22 protein-coding genes and 1 pseudogene are annotated in these 26102 nt (G+C 67.6%); 22 read left to right on the plus strand and 1 reads right to left on the minus strand.

Annotation, left to right across the window (positions count from 1 at the left end; all coding sequences use genetic code 11):
• The first annotated feature begins 612 nt into the window (after positions 1 to 612).
• The 19 genes and pseudogenes from FFK22_RS13960 (at position 613) to dnaE (ending at position 22336) form a co-directional block, all read left to right on the plus strand.
• On the plus strand, positions 613 to 2376 hold the full coding sequence (locus FFK22_RS13960) for a hypothetical protein (protein ID WP_138890700.1): 1764 nt from the start codon (positions 613 to 615) through the stop codon (positions 2374 to 2376).
• A 169-nt stretch (positions 2377 to 2545) separates the two neighbouring features.
• Positions 2546 to 3859: a proline--tRNA ligase gene (proS, locus tag FFK22_RS13965; protein WP_138890701.1), complete on the plus strand. Its 1314-nt coding sequence runs from the start codon at positions 2546 to 2548 to the stop codon at positions 3857 to 3859.
• 24 nt (positions 3860 to 3883) lie between these two features.
• Positions 3884 to 5146 carry a lipoprotein-releasing ABC transporter permease subunit gene (locus FFK22_RS13970; RefSeq protein ID WP_138890702.1) on the plus strand — a complete coding sequence of 421 codons (1263 nt, stop codon included), beginning with the start codon at positions 3884 to 3886 and terminating at the stop codon, positions 5144 to 5146.
• Entirely contained in the window at positions 5139 to 5840 is a 702-nt protein-coding gene (locus FFK22_RS13975) for an ABC transporter ATP-binding protein (protein ID WP_138890703.1), read from the plus strand. Before FFK22_RS13970 ends, FFK22_RS13975 begins: the two co-directional genes overlap by 8 nt.
• A gap of 80 nt (positions 5841 to 5920) precedes the next feature.
• Complete coding sequence (locus tag FFK22_RS13980) at positions 5921 to 6211, plus strand: hypothetical protein (RefSeq protein ID WP_221938586.1); 291 nt, start codon at positions 5921 to 5923, stop codon at positions 6209 to 6211.
• The gene (locus FFK22_RS13985) at positions 6212 to 6778 is read left to right on the plus strand and encodes a type II toxin-antitoxin system VapC family toxin (protein ID WP_138890704.1); all 567 of its coding nucleotides are present in this window, start codon (positions 6212 to 6214) and stop codon (positions 6776 to 6778) included.
• Positions 6779 to 6788: 10 nt separating this feature from the next.
• Complete coding sequence (locus tag FFK22_RS13990; protein ID WP_138890705.1) at positions 6789 to 8036, plus strand: lipoprotein-releasing ABC transporter permease subunit; 1248 nt, start codon at positions 6789 to 6791, stop codon at positions 8034 to 8036.
• Between the two features lie 142 nt (positions 8037 to 8178).
• Entirely contained in the window at positions 8179 to 9735 is a 1557-nt protein-coding gene (locus FFK22_RS13995) for an acyl CoA:acetate/3-ketoacid CoA transferase (protein WP_138890706.1), read from the plus strand.
• Positions 9725 to 10519 (plus strand): SDR family NAD(P)-dependent oxidoreductase, encoded by a 795-nt coding sequence (locus tag FFK22_RS14000; RefSeq protein ID WP_138890707.1) that lies wholly within the window; start codon positions 9725 to 9727, stop codon positions 10517 to 10519. The genes FFK22_RS13995 and FFK22_RS14000 overlap by 11 nt, the downstream gene beginning before the upstream one ends.
• A 2-nt stretch (positions 10520 to 10521) precedes the next feature.
• Positions 10522 to 11373: a MaoC family dehydratase gene (locus FFK22_RS14005; protein WP_138890708.1), complete on the plus strand. Its 852-nt coding sequence runs from the start codon at positions 10522 to 10524 to the stop codon at positions 11371 to 11373.
• Positions 11370 to 12122, plus strand: a complete 753-nt coding sequence (gene hutC / locus FFK22_RS14010; RefSeq protein WP_138890709.1) for a histidine utilization repressor — start codon at positions 11370 to 11372, stop codon at positions 12120 to 12122. The genes FFK22_RS14005 and hutC overlap by 4 nt, the downstream gene beginning before the upstream one ends.
• Positions 12119 to 13630: a histidine ammonia-lyase gene (hutH, locus tag FFK22_RS14015; protein WP_138890710.1), complete on the plus strand. Its 1512-nt coding sequence runs from the start codon at positions 12119 to 12121 to the stop codon at positions 13628 to 13630. The genes hutC and hutH overlap by 4 nt, the downstream gene beginning before the upstream one ends.
• A gap of 14 nt (positions 13631 to 13644) precedes the next feature.
• On the plus strand, positions 13645 to 14529 hold the full coding sequence (locus FFK22_RS14020; protein WP_138890711.1) for a glycine betaine ABC transporter substrate-binding protein: 885 nt from the start codon (positions 13645 to 13647) through the stop codon (positions 14527 to 14529).
• A gap of 72 nt (positions 14530 to 14601) precedes the next feature.
• Positions 14602 to 15606 carry an ornithine cyclodeaminase family protein gene (locus FFK22_RS14025; RefSeq protein WP_138890712.1) on the plus strand — a complete coding sequence of 335 codons (1005 nt, stop codon included), beginning with the start codon at positions 14602 to 14604 and terminating at the stop codon, positions 15604 to 15606.
• Positions 15607 to 15611: 5 nt separating this feature from the next.
• Positions 15612 to 16415 carry a phosphate/phosphite/phosphonate ABC transporter substrate-binding protein gene (locus FFK22_RS14030; RefSeq protein ID WP_221938587.1) on the plus strand — a complete coding sequence of 268 codons (804 nt, stop codon included), beginning with the start codon at positions 15612 to 15614 and terminating at the stop codon, positions 16413 to 16415.
• Between the two features lie 13 nt (positions 16416 to 16428).
• The gene (locus FFK22_RS14035; RefSeq protein ID WP_138890713.1) at positions 16429 to 17061 is read left to right on the plus strand and encodes an ABC transporter permease; all 633 of its coding nucleotides are present in this window, start codon (positions 16429 to 16431) and stop codon (positions 17059 to 17061) included.
• Positions 17058 to 17693 carry an ABC transporter permease gene (locus FFK22_RS14040; RefSeq protein WP_138890714.1) on the plus strand — a complete coding sequence of 212 codons (636 nt, stop codon included), beginning with the start codon at positions 17058 to 17060 and terminating at the stop codon, positions 17691 to 17693. Before FFK22_RS14035 ends, FFK22_RS14040 begins: the two co-directional genes overlap by 4 nt.
• A 16-nt stretch (positions 17694 to 17709) precedes the next feature.
• Positions 17710 to 18465 (plus strand): annotated as a pseudogene (locus FFK22_RS14045) (ABC transporter ATP-binding protein); the annotation flags it as partial.
• A 397-nt stretch (positions 18466 to 18862) separates the two neighbouring features.
• Positions 18863 to 22336 (plus strand): DNA polymerase III subunit alpha, encoded by a 3474-nt coding sequence (gene dnaE, locus FFK22_RS14050; RefSeq protein WP_138890715.1) that lies wholly within the window; start codon positions 18863 to 18865, stop codon positions 22334 to 22336.
• A gap of 7 nt (positions 22337 to 22343) precedes the next feature.
• On the opposite strand, the gene FFK22_RS14055 is transcribed toward dnaE, so the two are convergent.
• Entirely contained in the window at positions 22344 to 22661 is a 318-nt protein-coding gene (locus tag FFK22_RS14055) for a hypothetical protein (protein ID WP_138890716.1), read from the minus strand.
• A gap of 411 nt (positions 22662 to 23072) precedes the next feature.
• Between FFK22_RS14055 and FFK22_RS14060 the strand changes: the two genes are divergently transcribed.
• Genes FFK22_RS14060 through FFK22_RS14070 form a run of 3 tightly spaced genes read left to right on the plus strand, consistent with a single transcriptional unit; the run spans position 23073 to position 26102 of the window.
• Entirely contained in the window at positions 23073 to 24305 is a 1233-nt protein-coding gene (locus tag FFK22_RS14060; RefSeq protein WP_186002457.1) for an ABC transporter substrate-binding protein, read from the plus strand.
• Between the two features lie 22 nt (positions 24306 to 24327).
• Complete coding sequence (locus FFK22_RS14065) at positions 24328 to 25242, plus strand: carbohydrate ABC transporter permease (RefSeq protein WP_138890718.1); 915 nt, start codon at positions 24328 to 24330, stop codon at positions 25240 to 25242.
• Complete coding sequence (locus FFK22_RS14070; protein WP_138890719.1) at positions 25239 to 26102, plus strand: carbohydrate ABC transporter permease; 864 nt, start codon at positions 25239 to 25241, stop codon at positions 26100 to 26102. Before FFK22_RS14065 ends, FFK22_RS14070 begins: the two co-directional genes overlap by 4 nt.

A 26102-nucleotide genomic window follows, 5' to 3' on the forward strand; every position in this document is an offset into this window, starting at 1 on the left:
GTCGCTGGCCTCTGCAATGTGTGTATCCATGCACAAAAAAACGGCAGGGCCGAAGCGCCTGCCGGTCGAAAACCTGTCTTATTAATTGTGTCCGACGGACTTTAGTCCTGCCGGCACTCCCGACAGTTTCCTCCCTAAACTCGAGCCTGCCCTTGTCATTCTTTTTGTTCAGGCGAGGCGGACCTTAGCGAGGAAAAATGGGGCTGTCACGCAGAATCGCATGCCCCCCATGCGGCCAGATCAGGACGAATTTGTGCACAAACAAATCGGCCGGAATTGCGCCCCGGATCGATATCCCACACGCAGTCGGCGAGCGCTCTAACGCCCATCTAGGAGGTGAGGCCGAAGGCTATTCCCTGGGCGATTGCGCAAACCGGCGGCATCGATCGCCGCAGCGCAGTGCGGAGGCCATTCATTCCGGTCGCGCATTGAACCATACCAAAACCGGGGCTGGCGATCTGGGGCGCTTCCGCCCACTCATTCCAGTCTTGGGGCTGCTCACAACCACCATCCTCTCGCATCCCGCGCCGGCGGGTTCGTTCAATCATCCCTTCAGTATTCCACGCTGATTCAGCAGTTGGCTCTGAGGGCACAGCAACGGAGGACAGGCCGATGGCGGATGCATCAGGGAGCGGACAAGGGAGCGGAGGCCGGAGCGCTCACGCCGACCTGGCGAACCAGCCGAGATTCATCAGCTGGCTCAATGCCCTGACGAGCTCTGACGCCGGTGGCAATCTCGCCGCGTCGTCCCAGGCGGGGAACGGTGGCGGCGGAGATCAGGAGGCGGCCATCACCGCGGAACCGCCGCAGCCTGCTCCGGGGGGCGAGTGGATCGAGATGCTGCCGTCCGGGGCGGAGGTGACGGCGGCGGTCACCGAATTGCTCAACCGCGACCTCGAGCTGGCACGGAAGGTGGACGCCATCTTCAAAGATCCCGATTTCGTCGCTTTCATGGGCGCTCGGACTGACCCGGACGATCCGGCACAGCCCGCTCCGGACCTTGAGGCGGTCCAGGCCGCTGTCCGGCAAATCATCAACCAGATTGGCGCGAGACCGTCCGACAAAAATGCCGCCATCCGCTGGGGGCTCAATTTCTGGCAGGTTGCCAAGACGACGGGCCTGATCAGCCTCCTGGGCTTCGGTCTCCGGCCAGGTTTCCAATCCTTAACCGTTCAGTCGCTGAATCTCGGCCAGCCTGACGAAAATACCGGGCTTGCCGAAGGCGTCTTCTACACAGGTCAGGCCGTCAGCTCTCTCATCATGCTGACCTCGGCTGCCTTGAACGCCAGAGACCAGAAGTGGGATGCGACCATCGGGGACCTTATCTATACCTTGTCCATGCTAGGTGGTATCGGATTCGCAAAAAGCTATGACGTCGCTGCCAGCCTTGCGACGTCGACGGTAGGCGCCGCTTTCTATGCAACCTTCACTGAAATCTTAAAGACATTCAGGACGATGAAGGTGCCGCAGCTGGCCGGCGTCGACCCGACCGGTTGGAGAAAGATCGGAGTATATATGGCGGGGGCCACCACGTTTACCTTGAGTTTCATTCCTGCCACAGCTTGGTCATATTCAAACGATTATGTCGGGCCCGGCAAGTTTGCAGACCAGAATGCCGGCGACCTCATCCGAAGAGGAGCCCAGATCGGCGTCTTGTGGGCCGGAGCGCTGGTCGGTTACAACGCCCTGACGCCGCCGCTCGTGAAACTGGTCGCGGGCAACCAATTCGGGGCCATCGGCCCGCTTGAATATGAAGCCGAGTGGAAATCGAACAAGGAATTGATCGAGAAAAGTCCCAGGGAACTGCTGAGTTCTGCATTTGCAGTGGCCAACGATAGCAACAAGTTCTTTGCATTCGTCCTGGTGTTCAATACATTTCTGGCGCTCAATGGGGGAGTGCGGTTGGGCCCAACCGGACAGGATGCGATTCCGAACGAAGCGCTCCGTATCTTCGTCAATACAGTAATTTCGAGCATATTTTGTCTGGGTCTGTGCTATATTTATGAAATGCAATACGGCACGAGGAAGCAAAAGCCAAGCGAGGTCTTGACCGAGGGCAGCGAAGGACATGAGCGGGTAGAGGCTGCCCTGGACGCGTTTTACGGTGAAGTGGTCGCAGCGGAAGAACCGATCCCGATAGCCGACCTGCCCGATCTGATCGCGCAACGTGCAGCCACCTTGGAGACCGACGCGGAGAGCGCCATGTTCACGGTGCTCGTCTACACCCAGACGGTGCCCCGGGCGATCGAAGAGGACCGGATATCGAATGCGGCGGCGACGCCACCGCAGTCAGAGGGGGTTGGGGCGGACGCAGAGGATCCTGAGCCAGCCGTGTCGCCGCCGGAGGGCGAGGTGAGTCCGAGTGGCCCCCGATGATCCGCCGCCGCCCTGCTGGCGGCCTCCTGCACCACGCCTCGGGGCACGATCCTGTGGCAAGCATCGGGAGAATCGCGATGCCGCGGAACCCCGCATGGACAGGCTGCCGGTCCTTCCCTAAAGTCGCGCGCCTGACGTTTCCCACCGGTTCCACACGAAGGCCCGCTCGATGCGCCTGTCCCAGTTCTTCCTGCCCACCCTGAAGGAGAATCCCAGCGAGGCGCAGATCGTGTCGCACAGGCTGATGCTGCGGGCCGGCATGATCCGGCAGCAGGCGGCCGGCATCTATTCGTGGCTGCCGCTGGGCTTTCGGGTACTGAAGAAGATCGAGCAGGTGGTGCGCGAGGAGCAGGACCGGTTCGGCTGCCAGGAGATCCTGATGCCGACGATCCAGCCGGCCGATCTGTGGCGCGAGAGCGGCCGCTACGACGATTACGGCAAGGAGATGCTGCGCATCCGCGACCGCAGCGACCGCGACATGCTGTACGGCCCGACCAATGAGGAGATGGTCACCGACATCTTCCGCGCCTCGGTCAAGAGCTACAAGCAGCTGCCGCAGCTCTTGTACCACATCCAGTGGAAGTTCCGGGACGAGGTGCGCCCGCGCTTCGGCGTGATGCGCGGCCGTGAGTTCTTGATGAAGGACGCCTACAGCTTCGACATCGACTACGAATCCGCGCGGCGCTCCTACAACAAGTTCTTCGTCTGCTACCTCAGCACCTTCGCCCGGCTAGGGCTGAAGGCGGTGCCGGTGAAGGCCGACACCGGCCCGATCGGCGGCGATCTGAGCCACGAGTTCCAGATCCTGGCCGAGACCGGCGAGAGCCAGGTCTATGTCGACCCGCGGCTCCTGGAGCTGGACACCGAGGCGCGGCAGCTCGGCCCCGACGACGACCTTGCCGCCTTCGTCGACCGCGTCACCGGCCTCTACGCCGCAGCGGACGAGATGCACGACGCGGCCAACTGCCCGGTCCCGGCGGCCGAGCTGCAGACCCGGCGCGGCATCGAGGTCGGCCACATCTTCTATTTCGGCTCCAAATACTCGGCGCCGATGGGCGCGACCGTGGCCGGGCCGGACGGCACGCCGCGGCCGGTCGAGATGGGCAGCTATGGCATCGGCGTGTCGCGTCTGGCCGGCGCCATCATCGAGGCCAGCCATGACGAGGCCGGCATCATCTGGCCGGATGCGGTGGCGCCCTTCGATGTCGGGCTGATCAACCTGAAGCCGGGCGACGCCGCCTGCGACGCCGCGGCTCAGGACCTGTACCAGCGTTTCCAGGCCGCCGGCCTCGACCCGCTCTATGACGACCGCGACGAGCGGGCAGGAGCGAAGTTCGCCGAGATGGACCTGATCGGTCTGCCCTGGCAGGTGGTGATCGGGCCGCGCGGCGCCGCCAACGGCGTGGCCGAGATCAAGCGCCGGGCCACCGGCGAAAAGATCGAGCTGCCGCTCGACGCGGTGGTGGCGCGGATCAAGGGCTGAGCCGGCGATCCGCCGGCGCGCCGCATGTTCAACGCCTTCGAACGGAAAGTCGCCTTCCGCTACCTGCGGGCCCGCAGGAAGGAAGGCTTCATCTCCGTCATCGCCGGCTTCTCCTTCGCCGGCATCCTGCTGGGCGTGGCCACGCTGATCATCGTCATGTCGGTGATGAACGGCTTCCGCGCCCAGCTGGTGGACCGCGTGCTCGGCCTCGATGCCCATCTCAAGGTCAGCGCCGCGGCCGGCGCCGGCCTGCCGGATTACGGGCCGCTGGCCGACAGGCTGCGGCAGGTGCCGGGCGTGGTGCGGGTGTCGCCGGTGATCGAGGACCAGGCGCTGGTCAGCCGGGATTCCGACTTCACCACCTTCCAGGGTGCCCCGGCGACGGTGCGCGGGGTCGAGTCGGCGGATTTCCTGGGCCGGCCGGCAATCGCCCGGTCGCTCCTGATCGACAAGCCGGAAGAGTTCTCCGGCACCGAGGTGATCGCCATCGGCAGCGGCCTGGCCGGGCAGTTCGGTGTCCGCCTCGGCGACGAGCTGACGCTGATCACGCCGCATTTCAACCGCACCGCCTTCGGCCTGGTGCCGCGGGCCAAGACCTACACCGTGGCCGCGATCTTCACCACCGGGCTGCAGGAGACCGATGCCGCGACCGTCTACATGCCGCTGGAGGCGGCGCAGCTGCTGTACCAGCTGAAGGGCCAGGCCGGCGGCCTCGACATCTTCACCACCGACCCGGAGCGGCTCGACGCGGTGCGGGCGAAGGTGGCGGACGTGGTGGGCCCCGACCTCAAGGTAACGGACTGGCGCGACGCCAACGCCACCATCTTCACGGCGCTGCAGGTCGAGCGCAGCGCCATGTTCATCATCCTGACCCTGATCATCGTGGTGGCCGCCTTCAACATCATCTCCAGCCTGGTGATGCTGGTGAAAGACAAGGGCGGCGACATCGCCATCCTGCGCACCATGGGCGCGTCGCGCTGCGCCATCCTGCGCATCTTCTTCCTGACCGGCGCCACCATCGGCACGGTCGGCACCCTGGCCGGGCTCGCCCTCGGCCTCGGGCTCGCCGCCAATATCGACGCCATCCGCCAATGGCTGCAGGGCGTGCTGGGCCCCGGCACCTTCGCCGCCGAGTTCAGCTTCCTGGCCTCGCTGCCGGCGCTGGTCGATCCGGGGCAGGTGGTCGCGGTCTGCCTTCTCGCCATCGGCCTCACCTTCCTGGCCTCGATCTTCCCGGCCTGGCGGGCGGCCCGGCTCGATCCGGTGGAGGCCCTGCGCTATGAGTGACGCCGCCATGACCACCGCCGCCGAAGTGCTTCGCCTCGAAGGGATCCGCCGCAGCTTCCACCAGGGCGAGACCCGGCTCGACGTGCTGCGCGGCGCCGAGCTGTCGCTGGCCGGGGGCGAGATCGTCGCCCTGGTCGGCCCCAGTGGTGCCGGCAAGTCGACCCTGCTGCACATCGCCGGCCTGCTGGAGCAGCCGGATGGCGGCACCATCACCGTCGCCGGCCAGCGCTGCGACGGGCTGGGCGACGGGCTGCGCACGGCGCTGCGTCGCTCGGCCATCGGCTTCGTCTACCAGTTCCACCATCTGCTGCCGGAGTTCAGCGCCATCGAGAATGTGGTGCTGCCACAGATGATCGCCGGCCACCCGCGGGCTGCCGCGCGCCAGCGGGGGCGGGAGCTCCTGGCCCGGGTCGGCCTGGCCGGAAGGCTGGAGCATCGCCCGGCCCAGCTGTCGGGCGGCGAGCAGCAGCGTGTCGCCATCGCCCGGGCCCTGGCCAACGCGCCGAAGGTGCTGATCGCCGACGAGCCGACCGGCAATCTCGACCACACGACTTCGGATTCGGTGTTCGAGATGCTGGTCGAAGTGGTGCGCTCGACCGGCGTCGGCGCCCTGATCGCGACCCACAACCTGGATCTGGCCGAGCGCATGGACAGGGTGGTGGAGATGCGCGACGGCGTGCTGGCGGCCCGATAGGGCCGGCCGCGCTTGTCGTCGATGGCGCAGGCGCGTATGTTGAACAAGGATAAGTTTTGTTCAACGTCGGGACCAGATCGATGCCCACAACCGCACGGAAGGCACGTCGCCAGTCCGAAATCAGCAAGGCCCGGTTCGAATCGGTGATGGTGGCAGCCGAACGCTCGGGCCTGCTGCGGGACAAGAGCAGCCGCATCGGCGTCCGGGTCAGCCCGAAGCTGGTCGCGGAGGCCAAGCGGCTGACTGGCATCGAGGCCGATACCGAGTTGATCGAATTCGCTTTGGCCAGCATTGCCTTGGAAGACGAGTTCCTTCGCGTCTTTGATGAGATCAGGGGCACGGTGGACCCGGATTTGAAGCTCGGATACTGAGTGGCCGATTTCAACTTCGACGCCGCGCTGCGATGGGCTCGTTTCGATCCGCAGCGGACGCTTGCGCGACGGCCCGACGATCGCCTTCCCTTTATCGATAGCAAGCCCACCAGCGGACCGGGGCTTCTGTTCGACACCAGTGTTTATATTGACCGGATGCAGGGGCGAGTGCCGGCCGAGTTGAGGCAACTCCTCGGGCATCGCCAAGCCAACCATTCGACGGTTGCGATACAAGAGTTGATGCACGCCGTTGGAGCGCTGAATCCGGCCGATGCCCGGACATCGGCGGCGATCGCCCAGATCCGCCTCGCGATCAGGTCTATGCCGCCTCATCGGGTCTTCGCTCCGGATCCGGATACCTTGGGGCGGGCAGCGTTGCTGTCCGGGATGCTGTGCCGCCTTCAGGGCTACGCTGCCGACCGAAGCCTGCGCGCCCTGCACGACTGCATCCTGTTCCTGCAGGCCCAGAAGCTGGGCTTGAGCGTTCTGACGGCGAATGTCGCCGACTTCGATATCCTGCTGCAGTTGATTCCATCAGGACGTGCCTTGGTGTACCGGCGGGTGTAGGAGCTATCCGATGTTCAACGCCTTCGAACGCACCGTCGCCTTCCGCTACCTGCGGGCCCGCCGCGGCCAGGGCTTCGTCTCGCTGATCGCCGGCTTCTCGCTGCTCGGCATCGTCATCGGCGTCGCCACGCTGATCACCGTCACCTCGGTGATGAACGGCTTCCAGACCGAGCTGCTGGCCCGGTTCCTCGGCTTCAACGCCCATGTCAGCGCCGTGCCCCTGGGGGGGCGCGAGATTGCCGATGACGCGGCCGTGGCCGGGCGGCTGCGCGGGGTCGACGGCGTCACCCGGGTGGTGCCGGTGATCGAGGCCCAGGCGCTGGCCAGCGCCGGCAAGGCCTCGGCCGGCGTCCAGATCCGTGGCGAGCAGCCGGAGGATTTCCTGGCCCGGCCGCTGATCGCCCAGGCCCTGCAGTTGCAGGCGCCCGGCGCCTTCGCCGGCGGCGACGCGGTGGCGATCGGCCGGGGTCTGGCCGAGAAGCTCGGCCTTTCCCTCGGCGGCAAGCTGACGCTGCTGGCGCCAGGCGCCGCAGGGCAGGGGGAGCAGTCAGCCGGCCCGACGGCGCGCGCCTTCACCGTGGTCGCGATCTTCGATGCCGGGCTCTACCAATTCGACAGCGGCGTCGCCGTGCTGCCGCTGCCGGCGGCGCAATCCTTCCTCGGCTTCAAGGGCGTGTCACGGCTCGACCTCATGGTCCGCGACCCGGATCGGATCGGCGAGATCGCCGCGGCCCTGCAGCAGGCCGCCGGCCCCGGCATCCGCTTCTTCGACTGGAAGCAGGCGCTGAGCGGCTTCCTCGACATCGTCGCCGGGCAGCGCAACGTGATCTTCGTGATCCTGTCGCTGATCGTGCTGGTGGCCGCCTTCAACATCATCTCCAGCCTGATCATGCTGGTGAAGGAGAAGGGGGCGGACATCGCCATCCTGCGCACCATGGGCGCCTCGCGCGGGTCGATCCTGCGCATCTTCTTCCTGGCCGGCGCCACCATCGGCGTGATCGGCACCCTGGCCGGGCTCGGCCTCGGCATCGCCCTGGCCGACAGCCTGGAAACGCTGCGGCAGTGGCTGCAGCAGCTGACCGGCACGCCGATCTTCGACCCCCGGCAATATTACCTGACCCGGATCCCGACCGAGATCGACACGGGCGAGGTGGTGCTGGTCTGCGGCATGGCGCTGGCGCTGTCGCTGCTGGCCTCGATCTACCCCGCCTGGCGGGCCGCGCGGCTCGATCCCGTGGAAGCGCTTCGGTACGAGTGATCCGGACGGATCGCTCGACGTCTTCATCGCGTCGGTTGTTGTGGCCCTGACCGCTGAATTTTTAGCCATCGCACTTTAGTGCCTTGCAAACGGCCCCCGTTCACGCCTGTATATACAAGTTGTCGGACATTAGGGCCGCACGATGCAGGTCATCACATCCTCCGAGGCGGCGGGGCTGGTGCGCAGCGGCATGACCGTTGCCGCGTCCGGCTTCGGCGGGTGCTGCCATCCCGAGGCGATTTCGGCGGCCGTCGAGCGGCGCTACCTGGTCGAGGGCGCCCCGCGCGACCTGACGCTGCTGTTCGCCGCCAGCACCGGCGACCGCAAGACCCGCGGCATGGGCCATTTCGGCCATGAGGGCCTGGTCGGGCGCGTGATCGCCGGCGGCTGGCGCGGTACCCCCCGCCTCGGCGCGCTGGCGCTGCAGGACAAGATCGACGCCTATTGCTGGCCCCAAGGGGTCATCGCCCAGCTCTACCGCGCCATCGCCGCCGGCCAGCCCGGCGTGGTCACGCGCATCGGCCTCGGCTCGTTCATGGACCCGCGCCATGGCGGCGGCCGGCTGAATGCGCGGACGACGGCCGAGCTGGTCGAGCGGGTCAGCCTGCGCGGCCAGGAGTGGCTGCTGTACCCGGCGATGCCGCTCGACTGCGTCCTGCTGCGCGGCACCACGGCGGATGAGGACGGCAACATCACCCTGGAGGACGAGGCCTTCCCCGTCGACGTGCTGGCCATGGCCCAGGCCGGCCGGAACTCCGGCGGCATCGTCATCGTCCAGGTCAAACGCATCGCTGAGCGAGGCTCGCTGCCGGCTGCGGATGTGCGCATCCCGGGCATGCTGGTCGACTATGTGGTGGTCTGCGACGACCCCGCCGAGCACGGGGTGAGCTTCGGCGAGACCGACAACATCGCCTATACGGGCCGGCACCGGGCCGCCGCCAGCCGCTTCGCGCCGCTGCCGCTGTCGGTCGACAAGGTCATCCAGCGCCGCGCCTTCCTGGAGCTGCTGGGCCGGGACCACCCGACCATCAATCTCGGCATCGGCATTGCCGCCGGCATCGGCCGGATCGCCGGCGAAGAGCAGTTCGACGACTACACCGTCACCATCGAATCCGGCGTGATCGGCGGCATCCCGGCCGAGGAGCTGTCCTTCGGCGCCGCGGTCAACCCCAGCGCGATCATCCCGCAAGCCTCGCAGTTCGACTTCTATGACGGCGGCGGCCTGGACATCGCCTTCCTCGGCATGGCCGAGGTCGACATCCGCGGCGCCGTCAATGTCAGCCGGTTCGGCCAATCCATCATCGGCGTCGGCGGATTCACCAACATCGCCCAGACGGCGAGCACCGTCGTTTATATGGGCTCGTTCTCACATGGCGGCGCCGAGATCGCGGTCGAGGACGGCCGGCTTTCGATCGCCGTCGACGGGCGGTCCTGCAAGATCGTCGAGAAGGTCGGGCAGGTCAGCTCCGACCCCGCCGCGGCGCCTGCGGGCCAGCGTCAGGTCGTCGTCACCGAGCGTGCGGTGTTCCAGGTCATCGACGGTCGTCTGACCCTGACCGAGGTGGCGCCGGGCGTCGATGCGAAGGCGCAGGTGATCGACCGCCTGCCGCCGGGCGTCGCCATCGCGGACCGGCTGGCGGAGATGGATGCCCGCCTGTTCCGCGACTCCGCCATGAAGGATTCCCCCGATGAACATTGATGGGGCCGTCGTCATCGTCACCGGATCGGCGACCGGCGTCGGGGCCTCCTGCGCCGGGATGTTCGCCGAGCGGGGCGCCAGGGTCGTCGTCAACTATTCGCGCAGCCGCGACGAGGCCGAGGAGACCGCCGCCGCCTGCCGAGCGCTCGGCGCCGAGGTCGAGGTGGTGCAGGCGGATGTCTCCGAGGACGCCGCCTGCCGGGCCATGGCGGCGAAGGCGGTCGATCGCTGGGGCCGGCTGGATGCGCTGGTCAACAACGCCGCCGTGACCGTGACGTCCGATCCTTTCGATCTGGAGACACTGTCGGCGGCGGACTTTCAGAAGGTGTTCGGCGTCAATGTCGTCGGCGCCTACCAGATGTGCCGTGCGGTGCTTCCGGCGATGCGCGCCGGCGGCGGCGGCGCGATCGTCAACGTCTCCTCCAACGTCGCCTTCACCGGCGGCGGCAGCTCGCTGGCCTATACGGCCTCGAAGGGGGCGCTGAACGCGCTGACCAAGGCGCTGGCCCGCACCTGCGGCCCGGAGATCCGCGTCAACGCGGTCTGCCCCGGCGTCATCGACACCCGCTGGATGCGTCAGACCCTGGGCACCGACGCCTATGACGCGCTGGCGGCCCGCTTCTCCGCCACCGCGCCGCTCGGGCGGGTGGCGACGCCGAAGGATGTGGCGGGTGCGGTGGTCTGGCTGGTCGAAGGCGCGGAGTTCGTCACCGGCGAGCTGCTGTCGGTGGATGGCGGCATTCGCCTCGCCGGCGGCGCGCGCAAGCCTGCCGCCCGGAGCTGACCGTGGCCGTGTCCGCCCGAGCGATCATGGAGTTCCCGGCCCCCGAGGCCCGGCAGACCGTAGCGGCGCGTGACGCCATCCTCTATGCGCTCAGCGTCGGATACGGGACCGAGCCGCTGGACGAAGCTCATCTGCGGCGGACCCAGGAGCGCGATCTCCTGCCGGCGCCGACCCTGGCGAATGTCGTCGCCCATCCCGGCCCGTGGCTGCAGGACGCCGGCATCGACTGGCAGCGGCTGGTGCATGCCGAGCACCGCCTGACGATCCATCGGCCCGTCCCGATCGACACCCCGATGCTGTCCCGGAGCCGCATGACCGCGATCGTCGACCGCGGCCCCGAGAAGGGCATGTTCGCGACCTTCGAACGGGCGATCGTCACGCTTCCGGACGAGGCACTCGTCGCCACCATCGTCCAGACCAATGCCTGCCGCGGCGACGGCGGATGCGGATCGGCAGGAGCGCCGCCGGAGCCGCTGGCATCGGTTCCGGCCCGGGCGCCGGATGCCATCTTCGCGATCGCCGTGCCCGAGGACGCCGCCCTGCTTTACCGGCTGAACGGCGACCTCAACCCGCTGCATTGCGACCCGGCCTATGCCGCGCGCGCCGGCTTCCCGCGGCCGATCCTGCATGGCCTCTGCACCTTCGGTTACGCGGGCTATGCGGTCGGCCGGACGGTCGGGGCCGGAGCGCTCGCGGATGTCGGCTTCATCGCCGCCCGCTTCACTGCGCCGGTGCTGCCGGGTGACGGGCTGGAATTCGACATCTGGCGGCAGGGTCTGGACATCAGGTTCCGTGCCCGAGTTCCCGCGCGCGGCGTGACCGTCCTCGACTTCGGCACCGCGAGGCTGGCATGACCAAGCCGGCGGGCGAGGCGCCGCACTACCTGCGGATCAAAGACGCAATCCTGGCGCTGATCGCCGAAGGCACGTTCAAGCCCGGCGATCGCGTCTATTCCGAGAACGAGCTGGTGTCCTCCTTCGGCGTCAGCCGCATGACCGCCAACCGGGCGCTGCGGGAGCTGATGTTCGAGGGGGTGCTGACGCGCACCACGGGCCTCGGCACCTTCGTCTCGTCGCAGCGGCACGATGTCGACCTGCTGCAGATCCGGAACATCGCCGACGAGATCTCCGGCCGCGGCCGCCGCCATACGGCGAAGGTCGTGACCGCCGACCGGATCAAGGCGGATGCCGCCGTCGCGCAGTCCCTGGACCTCGCAGCGGGTATCGAGGTGATGCGCACGCTGATCGTCCATCTCGAGGACGACCAGCCGATCCAGGTGGAGGAGCGCTACGTCAACCCGACCGTGGCGCCGGGCTATCTGGGCAACGACTTCACCCGCACCACCCCGAACGAATATCTGACCAAGGTCGCGCCGATCACCGCGTTCGAGCACTTCGTCGAAGCGATCAGGCCCGATGCCCAGGTGCGGAAGCTGCTCGGCATCAAGCCCGACCAGCCATGCCTCAGGGTGTTCCGCCGCACCTGGTCCGGCGAGGCGGTGGTGACCTGCGCGCTGCTGTCCTATCCCGGCGACAAATACCGGCTGGAAGCGCGCTCGGGCCCGGCCAGGACGGCCGCCCTTCTGAACGGGAGAGACCAGTGACCCCGGCCGCACCCATCGTGTCCTTTTCCGCCACGGCGCCGACGATTGCCGACATCGTCGCCATCGCCCGGGGCGACGCCCGCGTGATGATTTCCCCCGAGGTCGAGGCGCGGATCCTCGCCGCGCGCGCCGTCGTCGATCGCTATGCCGCGTCGGACGTGCCGGTCTACGGCCTGACGACCGGGCTCGGCGCCGGCGTTGACACGCGCCTGGCGACGGAAGACCTGGTCGCGTTCCAGCGTCGGGTTCCGCTGGGCCGGGCCGTGGGGGTCGGGCCGGCCCTGCCGCGCGAAGCGGTGCGGGCCATGATGGCGGTGCGCATCGCCGGCATGGCCGCCGGCGGCGCCGGCGTGTCGCTGCCGGTGTTCTCCGGCATCGTCGCGGCGCTGAATGCCGGTTTCCATCCGGTGGTGCCGTCTCTGGGTTCGATAGGCGCGGCCGATCTGGCGCCGCTGGCGCATCTGGGCAGCGCCCTGCTCGGCGAGGGCGAGGCCGAATTCGGCGGCGCGGTGATGGCGGCCGGCGAGGCGCTGCGCCGGGCAGGGCTGGAACCGCTCCGGCTGGCCCCGAAGGATGGCCACGCCATCGTCGTCGCCAACAGCCTGTCGGTCGGCAAGGCCTGCCTGTGCCTGGCGGATATCGAGCGGCTGTTCGACTGGTCGCTGACGGCCGTCGCGCTCAATTTCGAAGCCTTCCGCGCCAATGTGTCGGCCCTCGACGACCGCGCGCTGGCGGCGCGGCCGGCTTTCGGCCAGCGCGTGGTGGCGGACCGGGTGCGGGCGCTTCTGGCCGGCAGCTCCCTCCTGGCCGAGGGCGCGGCGCGGCGGGTGCAGGACCCGCTGAGCTATCGCTGTGCGCCGCAGGTCTGGGGGGCGTTGCTGCACGCGGTCGGCGAAGCGCGGACCGCCACTGAGATCGAGATCACCAGCTCCGGCGACAACCCGGTGGTGCTGGTGCCGGAAGGGCTCATGCTGTCGCATGGCAATTTCGATCTGACCGCCTTCGTGCTGGGCTGGGAACGGCTCGGCCAGGCGATGGCGCATGGCGCGGCGGCAACCGCCTGGCGCACGATGAAGATCATGTCGGCCGGGATGTCGGACCTGCCGCGATTCCTGACGCCGCTCGGCGGGAGCCGGGCGGGGTTCGCCACGGTTCAGAAGACGGTCTCGCTGCTCGAAGCGGAGATTCGCCACCTCGCGGCCCCGGCCTCGCTGACGCCGATTCCCGTAGCGGACGGAGTCGAGGACCAGGCGTCGCTGGCGCCGAGCGTGCTGGCGAAGACCGAGGCGATCGTCGACCGGCTGCGCTTCCTCGTCGCGATCGAGCTGATCGCGTCCGCCCAGGCCGTGGAGCTGCGCGGCGTCGAGACCGAGCTGGGCGCGGGCACCGGAGAGGCCTATCGGCTGATCCGCCAGCATGTGCCACCGCTGGTCGAAGACCGTACCCAGGGCGCCGATGTCCAACGAATGGCGGAGCTCATCCGCAACACCCCGGGAGCTTTCACATGACAGGGAGAATGAAGATGAGATTGTCGATCCTGTCCGCCGTCGCCGCTGCGGCGATGGCCACCCTTGCCTTCAAGCCCGCCGCGGCAGACCCGATCAAGGTCGGCAGCAAGAACTTCACCGAGCAGTACATCCTGGCCGAGATGTATGCGGCGCTGCTGGAACACGCCGGCTTCGAGGTGGAGCGCAAGATCAATCTCGGCGGCACTCTGATCGCCCACCAGGCTCTGACCACCGGCGAGATCGACCTTTATCCGGAATACACCGGCACCGCGCTCTCCGCGGTGGTCAAGGGCACGATGTCGACCGATGCGGCGAAGGTCTATGACGAGGTCAAGGCTTTCTACGCCAAGCAGTTCAACCTGACCTGGCTGCAGCCGACGGGCATCAACAACGGCTATGTCATCGTCGTCCGCAAGGAGACCGCCGACGCCGACAGCCTGAAGAGCCTGTCCGACCTGGCCAAGGTGGCGAACACGCTGGTGTTCGGCGGCGGCGCCGAATTCCCCGACCGGGCCGACGGCTTGCCGGGGCTGAAGCGCGTCTACAACGCGGAATTCAAGGAATTCAAGCAGTTCGCCAAGCTCGGCCTGCGCTACGACGCGCTCTCCCAGAAGGAGGTCGATGTCGTCAACGGCGCGGCCACGGACTGGCAGATCGGCGCCCAGGACCTCGTCCCGCTCGCGGACGACAAGGGCCTGTTTCCGCCATATTACGTCGCCCCGGTCGTCCGCCAGCAGGTCCTGGACGCCAACCCGAAGGTGGCCGAGGTCCTGGACTCTCTGGGGTCCCATCTGGACAACGCCACGATGCGGGCCCTCAACGCCAAGGTCGAGAACGACCATGAGGAGGCCAAGGACGTCGCCGAGGCCTTCCTGAAGGAAAAGGGGCTGCTGCCCTGACCTCCGAAGGGGCGGCGGGAGCCGGTCCTGCCGCCTCGCCCGTCGGACCGCGCCCATCTCTGGAGACCGGGAATGCAGGAAATCTGGATCGACTACCTGAACGCGCTCGATGCCAAGGCGCTCGCGCTCTCCAATGACGAGATCCTCGCGGCGGTGGAGAAGGCGCTCGACGCGCAGGGCCGCGGCGAGACGGTGATCGAGCCGCGCGTCCACCTGGTGCCCGAAAGCTCCGACAAGGGGCACTTCAACGTGCTGCGCGGCTATGTCAAATCGCTGGGCTATGCGGGGGTGAAGGTCGTCGGCGACTTCGTCGACAACTACAAGATCGGCCTGCCCTCCGAGATGGCGGTGCTGAACCTGTTCGATCCGGACACCGGCATGCCGAAGGCGATCGTCGACGCGACCGCGATCACCGACATGCGCACCGGCGCGGTGACGGCGCTCGGCGCGAAGTACCTCGCCCGCAAGGACAGCAAGGTGCTCGGCCATATCGGCGCCCGCGGCACGTCGTACTGGAATGTCCGCCTGCTCGACCACCTGTTCGATTTCGCCGAGATCCGAATCCATTCCCGCCGCCCGGAAAGCCGGAATGCCTTCGCGGAACGCCTCGAACGGGATCTCGGCAAGACGATCATCGTCACCGACACTTGGGAGGATTGCCTCAAGGGCGCCGACATCATGGTCGAGGCCAGCCGGCTGCCCGAGCCCACGCCGCTGTTCAGGACCGAATGGGTGAAGCAGGGCGCCTTCGTCGTGCCCTACGGCACGATGAGTGCGCTGGAGTTCGATCTCACCGACATCATGGACAAGGTCGTGGTCGACGACTGGGGGCAATGCGGCCCCGGACGGCCGTTCGGGGCGCTGCGCCGCCATGTCGACGAGGGCAAGGTCACGGCGGAGACGTTGCATGCGGAGATCGGGCAGATCGTCTGCGGCCTGAAGCCCGGCCGGGAGAGCGACGACGAGACCATCCTGTTCTGGCATCGCGGCCTCAGCACCACCGATGTCGCGCTCGGCGCGGCCATGGTCGACAAGGCCAGAGCGCTGAAGATCGGCCAGCGGCTGCGGTTCGCGTGACCGGCATGGCGATCGTGGCCTGCTCCCGGATGTACAATGTCGGCCCGAAGATCCGCAGGCTCTGGGACGACCTGTTCGCCTGGCTGTCCGAGGAGTCCGGCATCCGCCTCGAGGTCATAGCCCACGCCGCTCCCGCTCCCCTGTCGGAGCTCTGGGCCAGGCCGGACCTGGGCGCGGCCTTCATGTGCGGCTATCCGTTCTCCCGGCTCCCGGCCGACGAGCGGCCGGTCGCCCTGGCGGCGCCGGTCTCGACCGCCCCTTGGGCGAAGGGCCGGCCGGTCTATGCGAGCCATATCGTCGCCGCCAGGCATGCGGCCTTCGATCTCGCCGATCTCCCAGCCCTGCGCTGGGGCTGGACGGTGCGCGATTCCCAATCGGGCTATCACGCGCCGCGGGCCTTCCTCGCCGGCTTGCCGCAGCCGGGGAGGGGGGTGAAGACGATCGGCCCGTTGCTCAATCCGAACGGCGTCGTGGACGCGATCGCGACCGGCAGGATCGATGTCGGCGCGATCGACGCCTATGCCTGGCAGCTGCTGCAGCTGCATGAGCCGGCGGCCCTGGCGCCGCTGCGGATCATCGCGACGACGCCGGCGACTCCCGTCCCGCTGCTCGTCGCCTCCCGCCGTCAGCCGGCCGACGGGATCGCGGCGCTGAGGCAGGCGCTGCTTCGGGCGCATCGCGGCGCCCAAGGGCAAAGCATCCTGGCTGCGCTCGGTCTCTCGCAATTCGTGGAGCCGGATGTCGCGGCGTACGACTCCCTGCCGAAGCTGGCGCAAGAGGCCGACGCGCGGCTGGCGGCAGCATGGTGAAAGACGCCGCCCGATGAAGTGGGTGCCGAAGAACATCGACCGGCTGTTCGAGGCCCTGCTCGAGCATCTCGGCCTGGTCTTCTCCTCGGTCGGGATCGCGCTGGTCATCTCGCTGATCGTCGGCATCTGGGCCGCCCGCCGGCCGAGGACGTTCAGCACGATCGTCATCATGGCCGGAATCCTGTTCGCGATTCCGAGCCTGGCGCTGTTCGCCCTGTTCATCCCGGTCATGGGGATCGGCTCGGCCCCGGCCATCACCGGCCTGGTCGCCTATTCGCTGATGATCCTGATCCGCAACATCGGGCTCGGCTTCCAGGCGGTTCCGCGCGACGTGCTGGATGCCGCGCATGGCATGGGGTATGGCACCGCCCGCCGGATCTGGGAGGTCGAGCTGCCGCTGGCCATGCCCTTCATCGTCGGCGGCATCCGCATCGCTGCGGTCACGGTGATCGGCATCGCCACCGTGGCCGCCTACATCAATGCCGGCGGCCTCGGCGTCATCATCTTCGAAGGCATCGATCAGCGATTTCCGGAAAAGATCCTCGCCGGTGGCCTCCTCACCTCGGCGCTGGCGCTGTCCACGGACTATCTGTTCGCGTCGATCGAGAAGATCCTGCGCCGCCGCAGCGGAAGGCCGGCGGCATGATCGTGATCGATGCCTTCCACTGGATCACAGCCAATCCGGGCGTGTTTTTCAGCGCCTTCAACCGCCATCTGCTGATGTGCGCCATCTCGCTCGGGATCGCGCTGGCCATCGCCATTCCGCTCGGCGTGCTCGTCGCCAGGTCGCCGCGTGCCGCCTTCGTCGCGGTCAATGTCGCCGGATCGCTGCGATCGATCCCGAGCCTGGCGATCCTGTCGGCGGCCATGCCGTTCCTCGGCATCGGCCTGCTGCCCTCGGTCGTCGCCCTCATCGTGCTGGCGATCCCGCCGCTGCTTCTCAACACCATGATCGGCATCCGGGAGATCGACCCCGCCCTGCTCGATGCCGCCCAGGGCATGGGCATGGGGCGCCGCGACATCCTGTGGCAGATCGAGCTGCCGCTGGCCGTGCCGTCGATTCTGGCGGGGGTCCGGACCAGCGCCATTCAGGTCATCGGCGGCGCGGCGCTGGCGTCGTTCATCGGCGGCGGTGGGCTGGGCGATTTCATCAATGCCGGCATCGCCATCATGAACATGCCGCGCCTGCTTGTCGGCGCGCTGCCCATCGCCCTGCTCGCCATCCTGGCCGAGCTGCTGTTCGGCTGGCTGGAACGATCCTTCGCCCGTAGACGATGACCCTCGGAATACGCCGATGATACGACTGGATCACGTCACCAAGACCTATGAGGGCAGCGGCCGCCACGCCGTCGACACGCTCGATCTGGAGATCGAGGCCGGCACCACAGTGGCGCTGATCGGCCCGTCCGGCTGCGGCAAGACGACGACGATGCGGATGATCAACCGGCTCGAGACGCCGACCTCCGGCCGCGTGCTGGTGAATGGCCGCGATGTCGCGCAGACTGACCAGCGGGAGTTGCGGCGCAGCATCGGCTACGTCATCCAGCAGGTCGGCCTGTTCCCGCACATGACGATCGAACGGAACATTGCGACGGTGCCGCGGCTGCTGGGCTGGGACCGGCCGAGGACCGACCGGCGCATCGACGAGCTGCTCGATCTCGTCGGCCTCGACCCCGCGATCATGCGCCGCCGCCTGCCGCACGAGCTCTCCGGCGGGCAGCGTCAGCGTGTCGGATTTGCCCGCGCGCTGGCCGCCGACCCGGCCATCATGCTGATGGACGAGCCGTTCGGGGCGATCGATCCGATCACGCGGGTCAGGCTGCAGGACGAATTCCGGCAGATCCTGAGGAAGGTCAGCAAGACGGTGGTCATCGTCACCCATGATCTCGACGAGGCCATCAAGATGGGTGACCGGATCGCGATCATGCGCGACGGCCGGTTGCTGCAATACGATACGCCGGCGGCGATCCTGGCTGATCCCGCTGATGATTTCGTCGAGAGCTTCCTCGGCGCGGACCGGGCGATCAAGCGGCTGAGCCTGATCGATGTCGCGAGCGCCATGGCACCGCCAGCGCCGCAGGAATCAGGCGAGTCCGTCGGACCCACCGCCAGCCTCCACCATGCTCTGGCTCTGATTCTCGCCGGAGATCTTCCTGGCCTCGACGTCAAGGACGGTGATGGTTCGAGGATCGGATATCTGTCGCGGGAAGCCGTCCTGTCCGCGCACCGGTAGCACAGGCTCAGGCGAGCTCGGCGCAGCGGTTTGCGCCGAACTGATGCCTCCGGATGATCATGGCGCCATGGACCGGGCTCAAGGCCGGGACCGACCTCTCCGCGTCCGGTGGGAGGGGCAACGTGTCAACTGCACCGGTCATCCCTTTGGGTTATGAATAGCGGCTTGCCCGATTCTGTCGGGCCGCCCCCGTTCCGTCGCCGCGGAGAGCCGCATGCCACACGCCGATTTCATCCATCTGCGCGTGCACAGCGCCTATTCCCTGTCGGAAGGGGCGATCAAGACCAAGGAGCTGGTCGGCATCTGCAAGAAGCTGCAGATGCCCGCCGTGGCGGTCACCGACACCGGCAACCTGTTCGGTGCGCTGGAATTCTCCTTCGCCGCCAAGGACTACGGCATCCAGCCGATCATCGGCACCATCCTCAGCATCACCCGGGCCGAAACCGAGTCGGGCGCCCGGGTCGGCGGCCCGGCCATCGCCGAGCCGGACTGCCTGGTGCTGCTGGCCCAGAACGAGGCCGGCTACGAGAATCTGATGGCGCTGAGCAGCCGCGCCTATCTGGAGACCGAGCAGGGGCTGGCGCCGCAACTCGCGCTGGAGGCGCTGGAAGGCCACACCGAGGGTGTCATCGCCCTGACCGGCGGGCCGCGGGGGCCGGTCGGCCGCCTGTTGCTGGCCGAGCATCCGGAGCGCGCTCTTGCCACGCTACGCTACCTCAAGACGCTGTTCCCCGGCCGGCTCTATGTCGAGCTGATGCGGCACGGCATGGAGGAAGAGGACCGGATCGAGGCAGGCCTGATCGATCTCGCCTATCAGGAGGACGTGCCGCTCGTCGCCACCAATGACTGTTTCTTCGCGGGCGAGGACATGTACGAGGCGCATGACGCGCTGCTGTGCATCGCCGACGGTACTTATGTGGTCGAGGCCAACCGCCGGCGGGTGACGCGCGACCACCGCTTCCGCTCGGCCGAGGAGATGCGCCAGCTTTTCGCCGACCTGCCGGAGGCGGTCGACAACACGCTGGTGATCGCCCGGCGCTGCGCGGTGATGCCGAAGAAGCGGAACCCGATCCTGCCGACCTTCCCGAGCGAGGCCGGCCGCACCGAGGCGGAGGAACTGCGAGCCCAGGCGCATGCCGGGCTCACCGCCCGGCTGGAGGCGCATGTCTACACGCCGGAGATGACGGCGGAGGAGCGCGAGGCGGTGCGGGAAAAATACACCGCCCGTCTCGACTACGAGCTCGACGTCATCGAGAAGATGGGCTTCCCGGGCTACTTCCTGATCGTCTCGGACTTCATCAAATGGTCCAAGGCGCACGACATCCCGGTCGGGCCGGGCCGCGGCTCCGGCGCCGGTTCTGTCGTCGCCTGGGTGCTGACCATCACCGACCTCGATCCGCTGCGCTTCGGCCTGCTGTTCGAGCGGTTCCTGAACCCCGAGCGCGTGTCGATGCCGGATTTCGACATCGATTTCTGCCAGGACCGGCGCGACGAGGTGATCACCTATGTGCGCGACAAATACGGCCATGACCGCGTCGCGCAGATCATCACCTTTGGTAAGCTGCAGGCCCGCGCCGTGCTGCGCGACGTCGGCCGCGTGCTGCAGATGCCCTACGGCCAGGTCGACCGCATCTGCAAGCTGGTGCCGAACAACCCGGCCAACCCGGTCACCCTGGCCCAGGCGATTGAGGGCGAGCCGGCGCTGCAGCAGGAGCGCGACAACGACCCGGCGGTGCGCCACCTGATCGACCTCGCGATGAAGCTGGAGGGCCTGTACCGCCACGCCTCGACCCATGCCGCCGGCGTCGTCATCGGCGACCGGCCGCTGCACGAGCTGGTGGCGCTGTACCGAGACCCGCGCTCGCCGGTCCCGGCCACCCAGTTCAACATGAAATATGTCGAGCAGGCCGGGCTGGTGAAGTTCGACTTCCTCGGCCTGAAGACGCTGACCGTGCTGCGCGTGGCGGAGAACCTGATCAAGGCCAGCGGCGTCGACATCGACCTGGCGCATATCCCGCTCGATGACGGGCCGACCTACACCATGCTCGGCCGGGCGGAGGCGACCGGCGTGTTCCAGCTGGAAAGCTCGGGCATGCGCGACGTGCTGCGCCGGATGAAGCCGAACCGCATCGGCGACATCATCGCGCTGGTGGCGCTGTACCGCCCCGGCCCGATGGACAACATCCCGACCTTCATCGAGGTCAAGAACGGCACCAAGGCGCCGGACTACCTGCACCCGTCGCTGCAGCCGATCCTGGAAGAGACCTACGGCATCATGGTTTACCAGGAGCAGGTGATGCAGGTGGCGCAGACCCTGGCCGGCTACTCGCTCGGCGGCGCCGACCTGCTGCGCCGCGCCATGGGCAAGAAGATCAAGGCGGAGATGGACGCCCAGAAGGCGACCTTCGTCGAGGGCGCGGTGGCCCGCGGCGTGCCGGCCGGCCAGGCCTCCACCATTTTCGACCAGGTCGAGAAGTTCGCCGGCTACGGCTTCAACAAGTCGCACGCCGCCGCCTACGCCATCGTCGCCTACCAGACCGCCTATTTGAAGGCGAACCATGCGGTCGAGTTCCTGGCCGCGTCGATGACGCTCGACCTCGGCAACACCGACAAGCTGAACGTCTTCCGGCAGGAGCTGACGCGCCTGAAGATCAAGCTGCTGATTCCCGACATCAACAAGTCGCAGGCGGTGTTCGCGGTCGAGACGCTGCCTGACGGCAACAAGGCCATCCGCTATGCCCTCGGCGCGATCAAGGGCGTGGGGCCGGAGGCGATGCGCAGCCTGGTGCAGGAGCGGGAAAAGGGTGGACCGTTCAAGGACCTGTTCGATCTGGCCCGGCGGCTCGACCTGAAGCTCCTGAACAAGCGCCAGCTCGAGAACCTGGCCCGCGCCGGCGCCTTCGATTCGATCGACCGCAACCGCGCCCGGGTCGTCGCCTCCTTCGAGACGCTGCTGCGCTACGCCCACACGATGGCGGCGGAGCGCGACAGCGGCCAGATCGGCCTGTTCGGCGGCCCTGCCGGCGGGGGCCTGAGCGCGCCGCCGCTGCCGACCATCCCCGACTGGGATTCGATGGAGCGGCTGCGGCAGGAGTTCGACGCCGTCGGCTTCTACCTCTCCGCCCATCCGCTCGACACTTACAACACCAAGCGTCTGGGCTCGGTGCGCTCGGCCGAGATCGGCCAGAAGATGCGGATGGGGCACACCCAGCTCCGCCTCGCCGGCATCCTGATGGCGAAGCGCGAGATGACGACCAAGACCGGAAACCGCATGTGCTTCGGCACCTTCTCCGACGCCAGCGGCGTGTTCGAGGTCACCTTCTTCGCCGAGACCCTGGCGACCGCCCGGCAACTCCTCGAGGTCGGCGCTGCTTTGGCGATGGCGGTGGAGATCCAGAGCCGCGGCGAGGAGCTGCGGCTGACCGCATTGTCGGTCGAGCCGATCGACCAGGCCCTGGCGAAGAGCGCCGCCCGCTTCGTCATCTATGTCGACGGCGTGCACGCGATCCAGCCGCTGCACGGCCTGCTCGACCGCGAAGGGCAGGGGCGCTGCAAGGTCAACCTGCAACTGCTGCTGTCGCCCACCGAGGAGGTCGAAATCGAGCTGCCCGGAGGCTTTGCCGTCGGCGGCCGGGCCAAGGCGGCGCTGAAATCGGTGCCCGGCGTGCTCGGCGTCGAGGAGTTCTGAGGCTGGTTCAGGGCGATGACCCATAGCTGCGGTCCACCCGGCGGATGTGCAGCGCCTGGACCAGGCTGTCCTTCCAGCTCTGGGGCATCCCGTGGCCGAGGAACAGCTCGATGCCGGCCAGCAGCAGGAAGGCGACGGCGCATCCGAGCCACAGCCGGCCCATCGCGCGGGATGCCCTCGGCCTGGCGGCGCCGGGTCGGGTGACGAAGCGCAGCAGCGCTACCAGCACCATGATCCAGCCGGCGGCCCCCGGCAGAAGCAGGCCGGCTGGGCCGGCGATGTCCCAGGAGAGCAGCAGCGTCCATGCGCCGATGGAGCCGAGCACGGGCACGTCGTATCGCGGGGTCTCCGAAACGGAGCCGGCGGGGCGATACGACAACCGGTGGCGCGGCATTGGCATGGGACGTCATTCTCTGAGTTGTGACGACCCCGCAGTGAAGAGCCCAGATCGGTGGCGCACAAGCGGCAACCGTATCGACGTTGGCGAGCCGGCCTGACCGCGCCTTTCTGTTCGAGCCATTGCTGATCCAGGCCCGCTGGCACCCGCTTGCGGGCCTGTCCTCGTGTCGTCCGTCACCGCGAGATTGCTGGTTGACTCATCATACCAGCACACCATAATGCCGGTAACCAACGGGCGGGCGGAACCGCCGGACATAAGACGACCTCAACGTCTCCATCGCCGGGGGAGGGCGACATGCAGGCTCTGACGCGTCGATTCATGGTCGTGGGCGCAGCGATGCTGACAGCCCTTGTCGCCATTCCCGCCGGGGCCCAGGAGGCGCCGGCCAAGCCGGTCACGATCGAGTTCTTCGGCCTCGCCTCGCACAACTGGCCGCTGGTGATCGAGCGCTTCCAGGCCGATTACCCGACCGTCACCGTCCACTTCACCAAATTCGGCACCGACGAGCTGAAGCAGGCGCTGCGGGTCGGCGCATCGTCGGGCAAGCTGCCGGATGCCTGGTGGAACTGGGGCGGGTCGCTGGCCTCGCCCTACAACCGGGCCGGCCACGCGCTGAAGCTGACGCCGGAGCTGCTGGCGGCGCTCGGGGTCGAGGCCAATCTGACGCCGGCGGCGCTCGACATCACCCGCGACGGCGCCGACCTGTACGGCATCCCGAACAAGATCGGGCCCTTCGGCTTCATCTACAAGAAGGCGCTGTTCGACAAATACGGGCTACAGCCGCCGCAGTCCTTCGCCGAGCTGGAAAAGGTGGCGGAGACGCTGAAGGCGAACGGCGTCACGCCGTTCTCGATCGGCGGCAAGTTCAGCTGGATGACGATGCGCTTCTTCGACTTCTTCCTCGAGCACTATGCTGGGCCGGAGGGGCATGACGCGCTGCTGGACATGGCGGAGTCCTGGGACTCCGAGCCTGTCATCCAGTCCTTCGCCAAGCTGAAGGACTGGGCCGACAAGGGCTATTTCCCGGACGGCTTCCTGACCGTCGACCCGGCCACCAACATGCCACTGCTCTACAACGACCAGGCGGCGATGGTGTTCGACACGCCGAGCCTGGAGACCAGCCGCATCGCCCGCGAAGGCAAGTCGCCGGCGGATTACGGCACCTTCCCGCTGCCCACCGACCGGACCCCGAAGCGGGTGCCGGGATCGCCGTCGCAGATCCAGGTCAACGCCAGGGCCTCCGACGACGTGCGCAAGGCAGCGCTGCTGTTCGCCAGCTACGCCGTGCGGCCTGCGGTCGCGCCGGTCACGGCCCAGGCGGTCGGCTTCCCCAGCGCCACCAAGGGCATCCTGCCGGCCGAGGACCTGCCGATCCAGCGCCAATGGTCGCAATGGACCCAAAGCGAGATCGGCTTCTACCGGCTGACCGACCAGGGCCTGCCGCAGGACGTCGTCGCCGCCTATTTCGAGGCGCAGGACTCCGTGCTGCTCGACCTGATGTCGCCGGAGGAAGCCGCCGCCCAGGTGCAGGAGGCGATCGAGCGCAGCAAGAGCCGCGCCAGCAACTGACCCGAGACGGGAGGCCCGCGGCATGGCCGATGCCAGCCTTGCGACGAGACGGCGGCTGCCGCGAAAGCTGGTCGACCAGGTGCTGGCGCCCTGGCTGTTCCTGGCCCCGGCGACGCTGATCTTCGCCATCGTGCTGGTCTATCCGATGGCCTATTCGAGCTGGCTCAGCCTGTTCCGCTGGGATGGCGTGTCGCCGGACAGGCTGTGGATGGGGCTCGGCAACTATGTCGAGCTGTTCACCCGCAACCGGGTGTTCTGGATCGCGCTGAAAAACAACGTGATCTGGAGCCTGCTGTCGCTGGTGGTCCCGACCGGCATCGGCCTGGCCCTGGCGCTGGCCCTTGAGGGCCGGTTCCGTGGCAGCGCCTTCTTCCGCAGCGTCTTCTACTTCCCGGCGATCCTGTCGATGAGCATCGTCGGACTGATCTGGAGCTGGATGTACCACCCCAGCCTCGGCCTGGTGAACCAGCTGCTCGAGGTGCTGGGCCTGTCCAGCCTCGAGCGCAACTGGTTGTCCGACCCGAAGATCTCGCTCTACTCCGTCTTCGTCGCCGCCGCCTGGCACAATGCCGGCCTGCCGATGCTGCTGTTCCTGGCCGGGCTGCAGACCATCTCCAGGGAGGTGCTGGACGCCGCCCGCATCGACGGCGCCGGCCGGTTCCAGCGCTTCTGGTATGTGACCTTCCCGCTGCTGCGCGAGACCACCATGGTCGTGGTCGCGATCACCGCGATCAACTCGCTGAAGGTCTACGACATCATCTACGTCATGACCTATGGCGGCCCGGCCAACCGCACCCAGGTGCTGGGCAGCTGGATGTATTTCCTGACTTACAACCACAACGAGGTCGGGCTCGGCACCGCCATCGCCGTGATCCTGTTCCTGCTGACCCTGGTCTTCGCCATCCCCTATACCCGCCACATGGTGCGCAGCCGATGACGGCCGTCTCCCTCGCCGGCGCGGCGGCCCGCGCCCGGCCGTTCCGGCTGCGCTTCGGGTCGCTCGGCTTCTACGCCGCGCTCGCCATCGGCGGCATGGTCTGGACCGCGCCGCTGATCATCCTGGTGTTCACGGCGCTGAAGAGTGCCGGTGACTTCGCCCAGAACGGTGCCTTCGCCCTGCCGCAGTCGCTCGAATTCGGCAACTTCGCCAAGGCCTGGGCGATCGGCATCCAGACCTACTTCTGGAACTCGCTGGTGCTGACCGTGCTCAAGGTCCCGGCCGGGATCTTCATCTGCTCGCTCGCCGCCTTCGCTTTGACCAAGATGAAGATGCGCGGCAGCAGCCTGGTCTTCACCATCTTCCTGCTCGGCCTGATCGTGCCGATGCAGATGACGCTGGTGCCGCTGACCCTGCTGTACCAGCGGCTCGACCTGATCGACAGCCTGCCGGGCCTTTTCTTCCTCTATCTCGGCTTCGGCCTGCCGCTCGGCATCCTGGTGCTGCGCGGCTTCTTCCGCTCGATCCCGGCCGAGATGATCGAGGCGGCGCGGATCGACGGCTGCTCCTGGTGGGGCGTGTACCGGCGGGTGGTGATGCCGCTGGCGACCCCGGCCGTGGTCTCGCTGCTGATCCTCGACGGCATCGCCACCTGGAACGAGTTCATCCTGGCCCAGATCTTCATCCGCACCGAGGCGCAGCGCACCCTGCCGCTCGGGGTGGTGCAGTTCAGCACCGAGTTCTCGACCGCCTACGACCTGCTCGCGGCCGGCCAGCTGATCACCATCGCGCCTCTGCTCCTGCTCTACCTGTTCTTCCAGCGCTACTTCGTCCACGGCATGGCCGGGGCGGTGAAATGA

This window comes from Mycobacterium sp. KBS0706 (genome assembly GCF_005938675.2).
In the GTDB taxonomy this organism is placed as follows: Bacteria; Pseudomonadota; Alphaproteobacteria; order DSM-16000; family Inquilinaceae; genus Inquilinus.

Coding starts and splice junctions, on each gene's coding strand:
- dnaE (WP_138890715.1), top strand. CDS start 18,863: ATGCCACACGCCGATTTCATCCATCTGCGCGTGCACAGCGCCTATTCC.
- FFK22_RS13960 (WP_138890700.1), top strand. CDS start 613: ATGGCGGATGCATCAGGGAGCGGACAAGGGAGCGGAGGCCGGAGCGCT.
- FFK22_RS13975 (WP_138890703.1), top strand. CDS start 5,139: ATGAGTGACGCCGCCATGACCACCGCCGCCGAAGTGCTTCGCCTCGAA.
- FFK22_RS13970 (WP_138890702.1), top strand. CDS start 3,884: ATGTTCAACGCCTTCGAACGGAAAGTCGCCTTCCGCTACCTGCGGGCC.
- FFK22_RS14040 (WP_138890714.1), top strand. CDS start 17,058: ATGATCGTGATCGATGCCTTCCACTGGATCACAGCCAATCCGGGCGTG.
- FFK22_RS14070 (WP_138890719.1), top strand. CDS start 25,239: ATGACGGCCGTCTCCCTCGCCGGCGCGGCGGCCCGCGCCCGGCCGTTC.
- FFK22_RS14020 (WP_138890711.1), top strand. CDS start 13,645: ATGAGATTGTCGATCCTGTCCGCCGTCGCCGCTGCGGCGATGGCCACC.
- FFK22_RS13980 (WP_221938586.1), top strand. CDS start 5,921: ATGCCCACAACCGCACGGAAGGCACGTCGCCAGTCCGAAATCAGCAAG.
- FFK22_RS14025 (WP_138890712.1), top strand. CDS start 14,602: ATGCAGGAAATCTGGATCGACTACCTGAACGCGCTCGATGCCAAGGCG.
- hutC (WP_138890709.1), top strand. CDS start 11,370: ATGACCAAGCCGGCGGGCGAGGCGCCGCACTACCTGCGGATCAAAGAC.
- FFK22_RS14060 (WP_186002457.1), top strand. CDS start 23,073: ATGCTGACAGCCCTTGTCGCCATTCCCGCCGGGGCCCAGGAGGCGCCG.
- FFK22_RS14065 (WP_138890718.1), top strand. CDS start 24,328: ATGGCCGATGCCAGCCTTGCGACGAGACGGCGGCTGCCGCGAAAGCTG.
- FFK22_RS13995 (WP_138890706.1), top strand. CDS start 8,179: ATGCAGGTCATCACATCCTCCGAGGCGGCGGGGCTGGTGCGCAGCGGC.
- FFK22_RS14035 (WP_138890713.1), top strand. CDS start 16,429: ATGAAGTGGGTGCCGAAGAACATCGACCGGCTGTTCGAGGCCCTGCTC.
- FFK22_RS13990 (WP_138890705.1), top strand. CDS start 6,789: ATGTTCAACGCCTTCGAACGCACCGTCGCCTTCCGCTACCTGCGGGCC.
- FFK22_RS14030 (WP_221938587.1), top strand. CDS start 15,612: ATGGCGATCGTGGCCTGCTCCCGGATGTACAATGTCGGCCCGAAGATC.
- FFK22_RS14000 (WP_138890707.1), top strand. CDS start 9,725: ATGAACATTGATGGGGCCGTCGTCATCGTCACCGGATCGGCGACCGGC.
- proS (WP_138890701.1), top strand. CDS start 2,546: ATGCGCCTGTCCCAGTTCTTCCTGCCCACCCTGAAGGAGAATCCCAGC.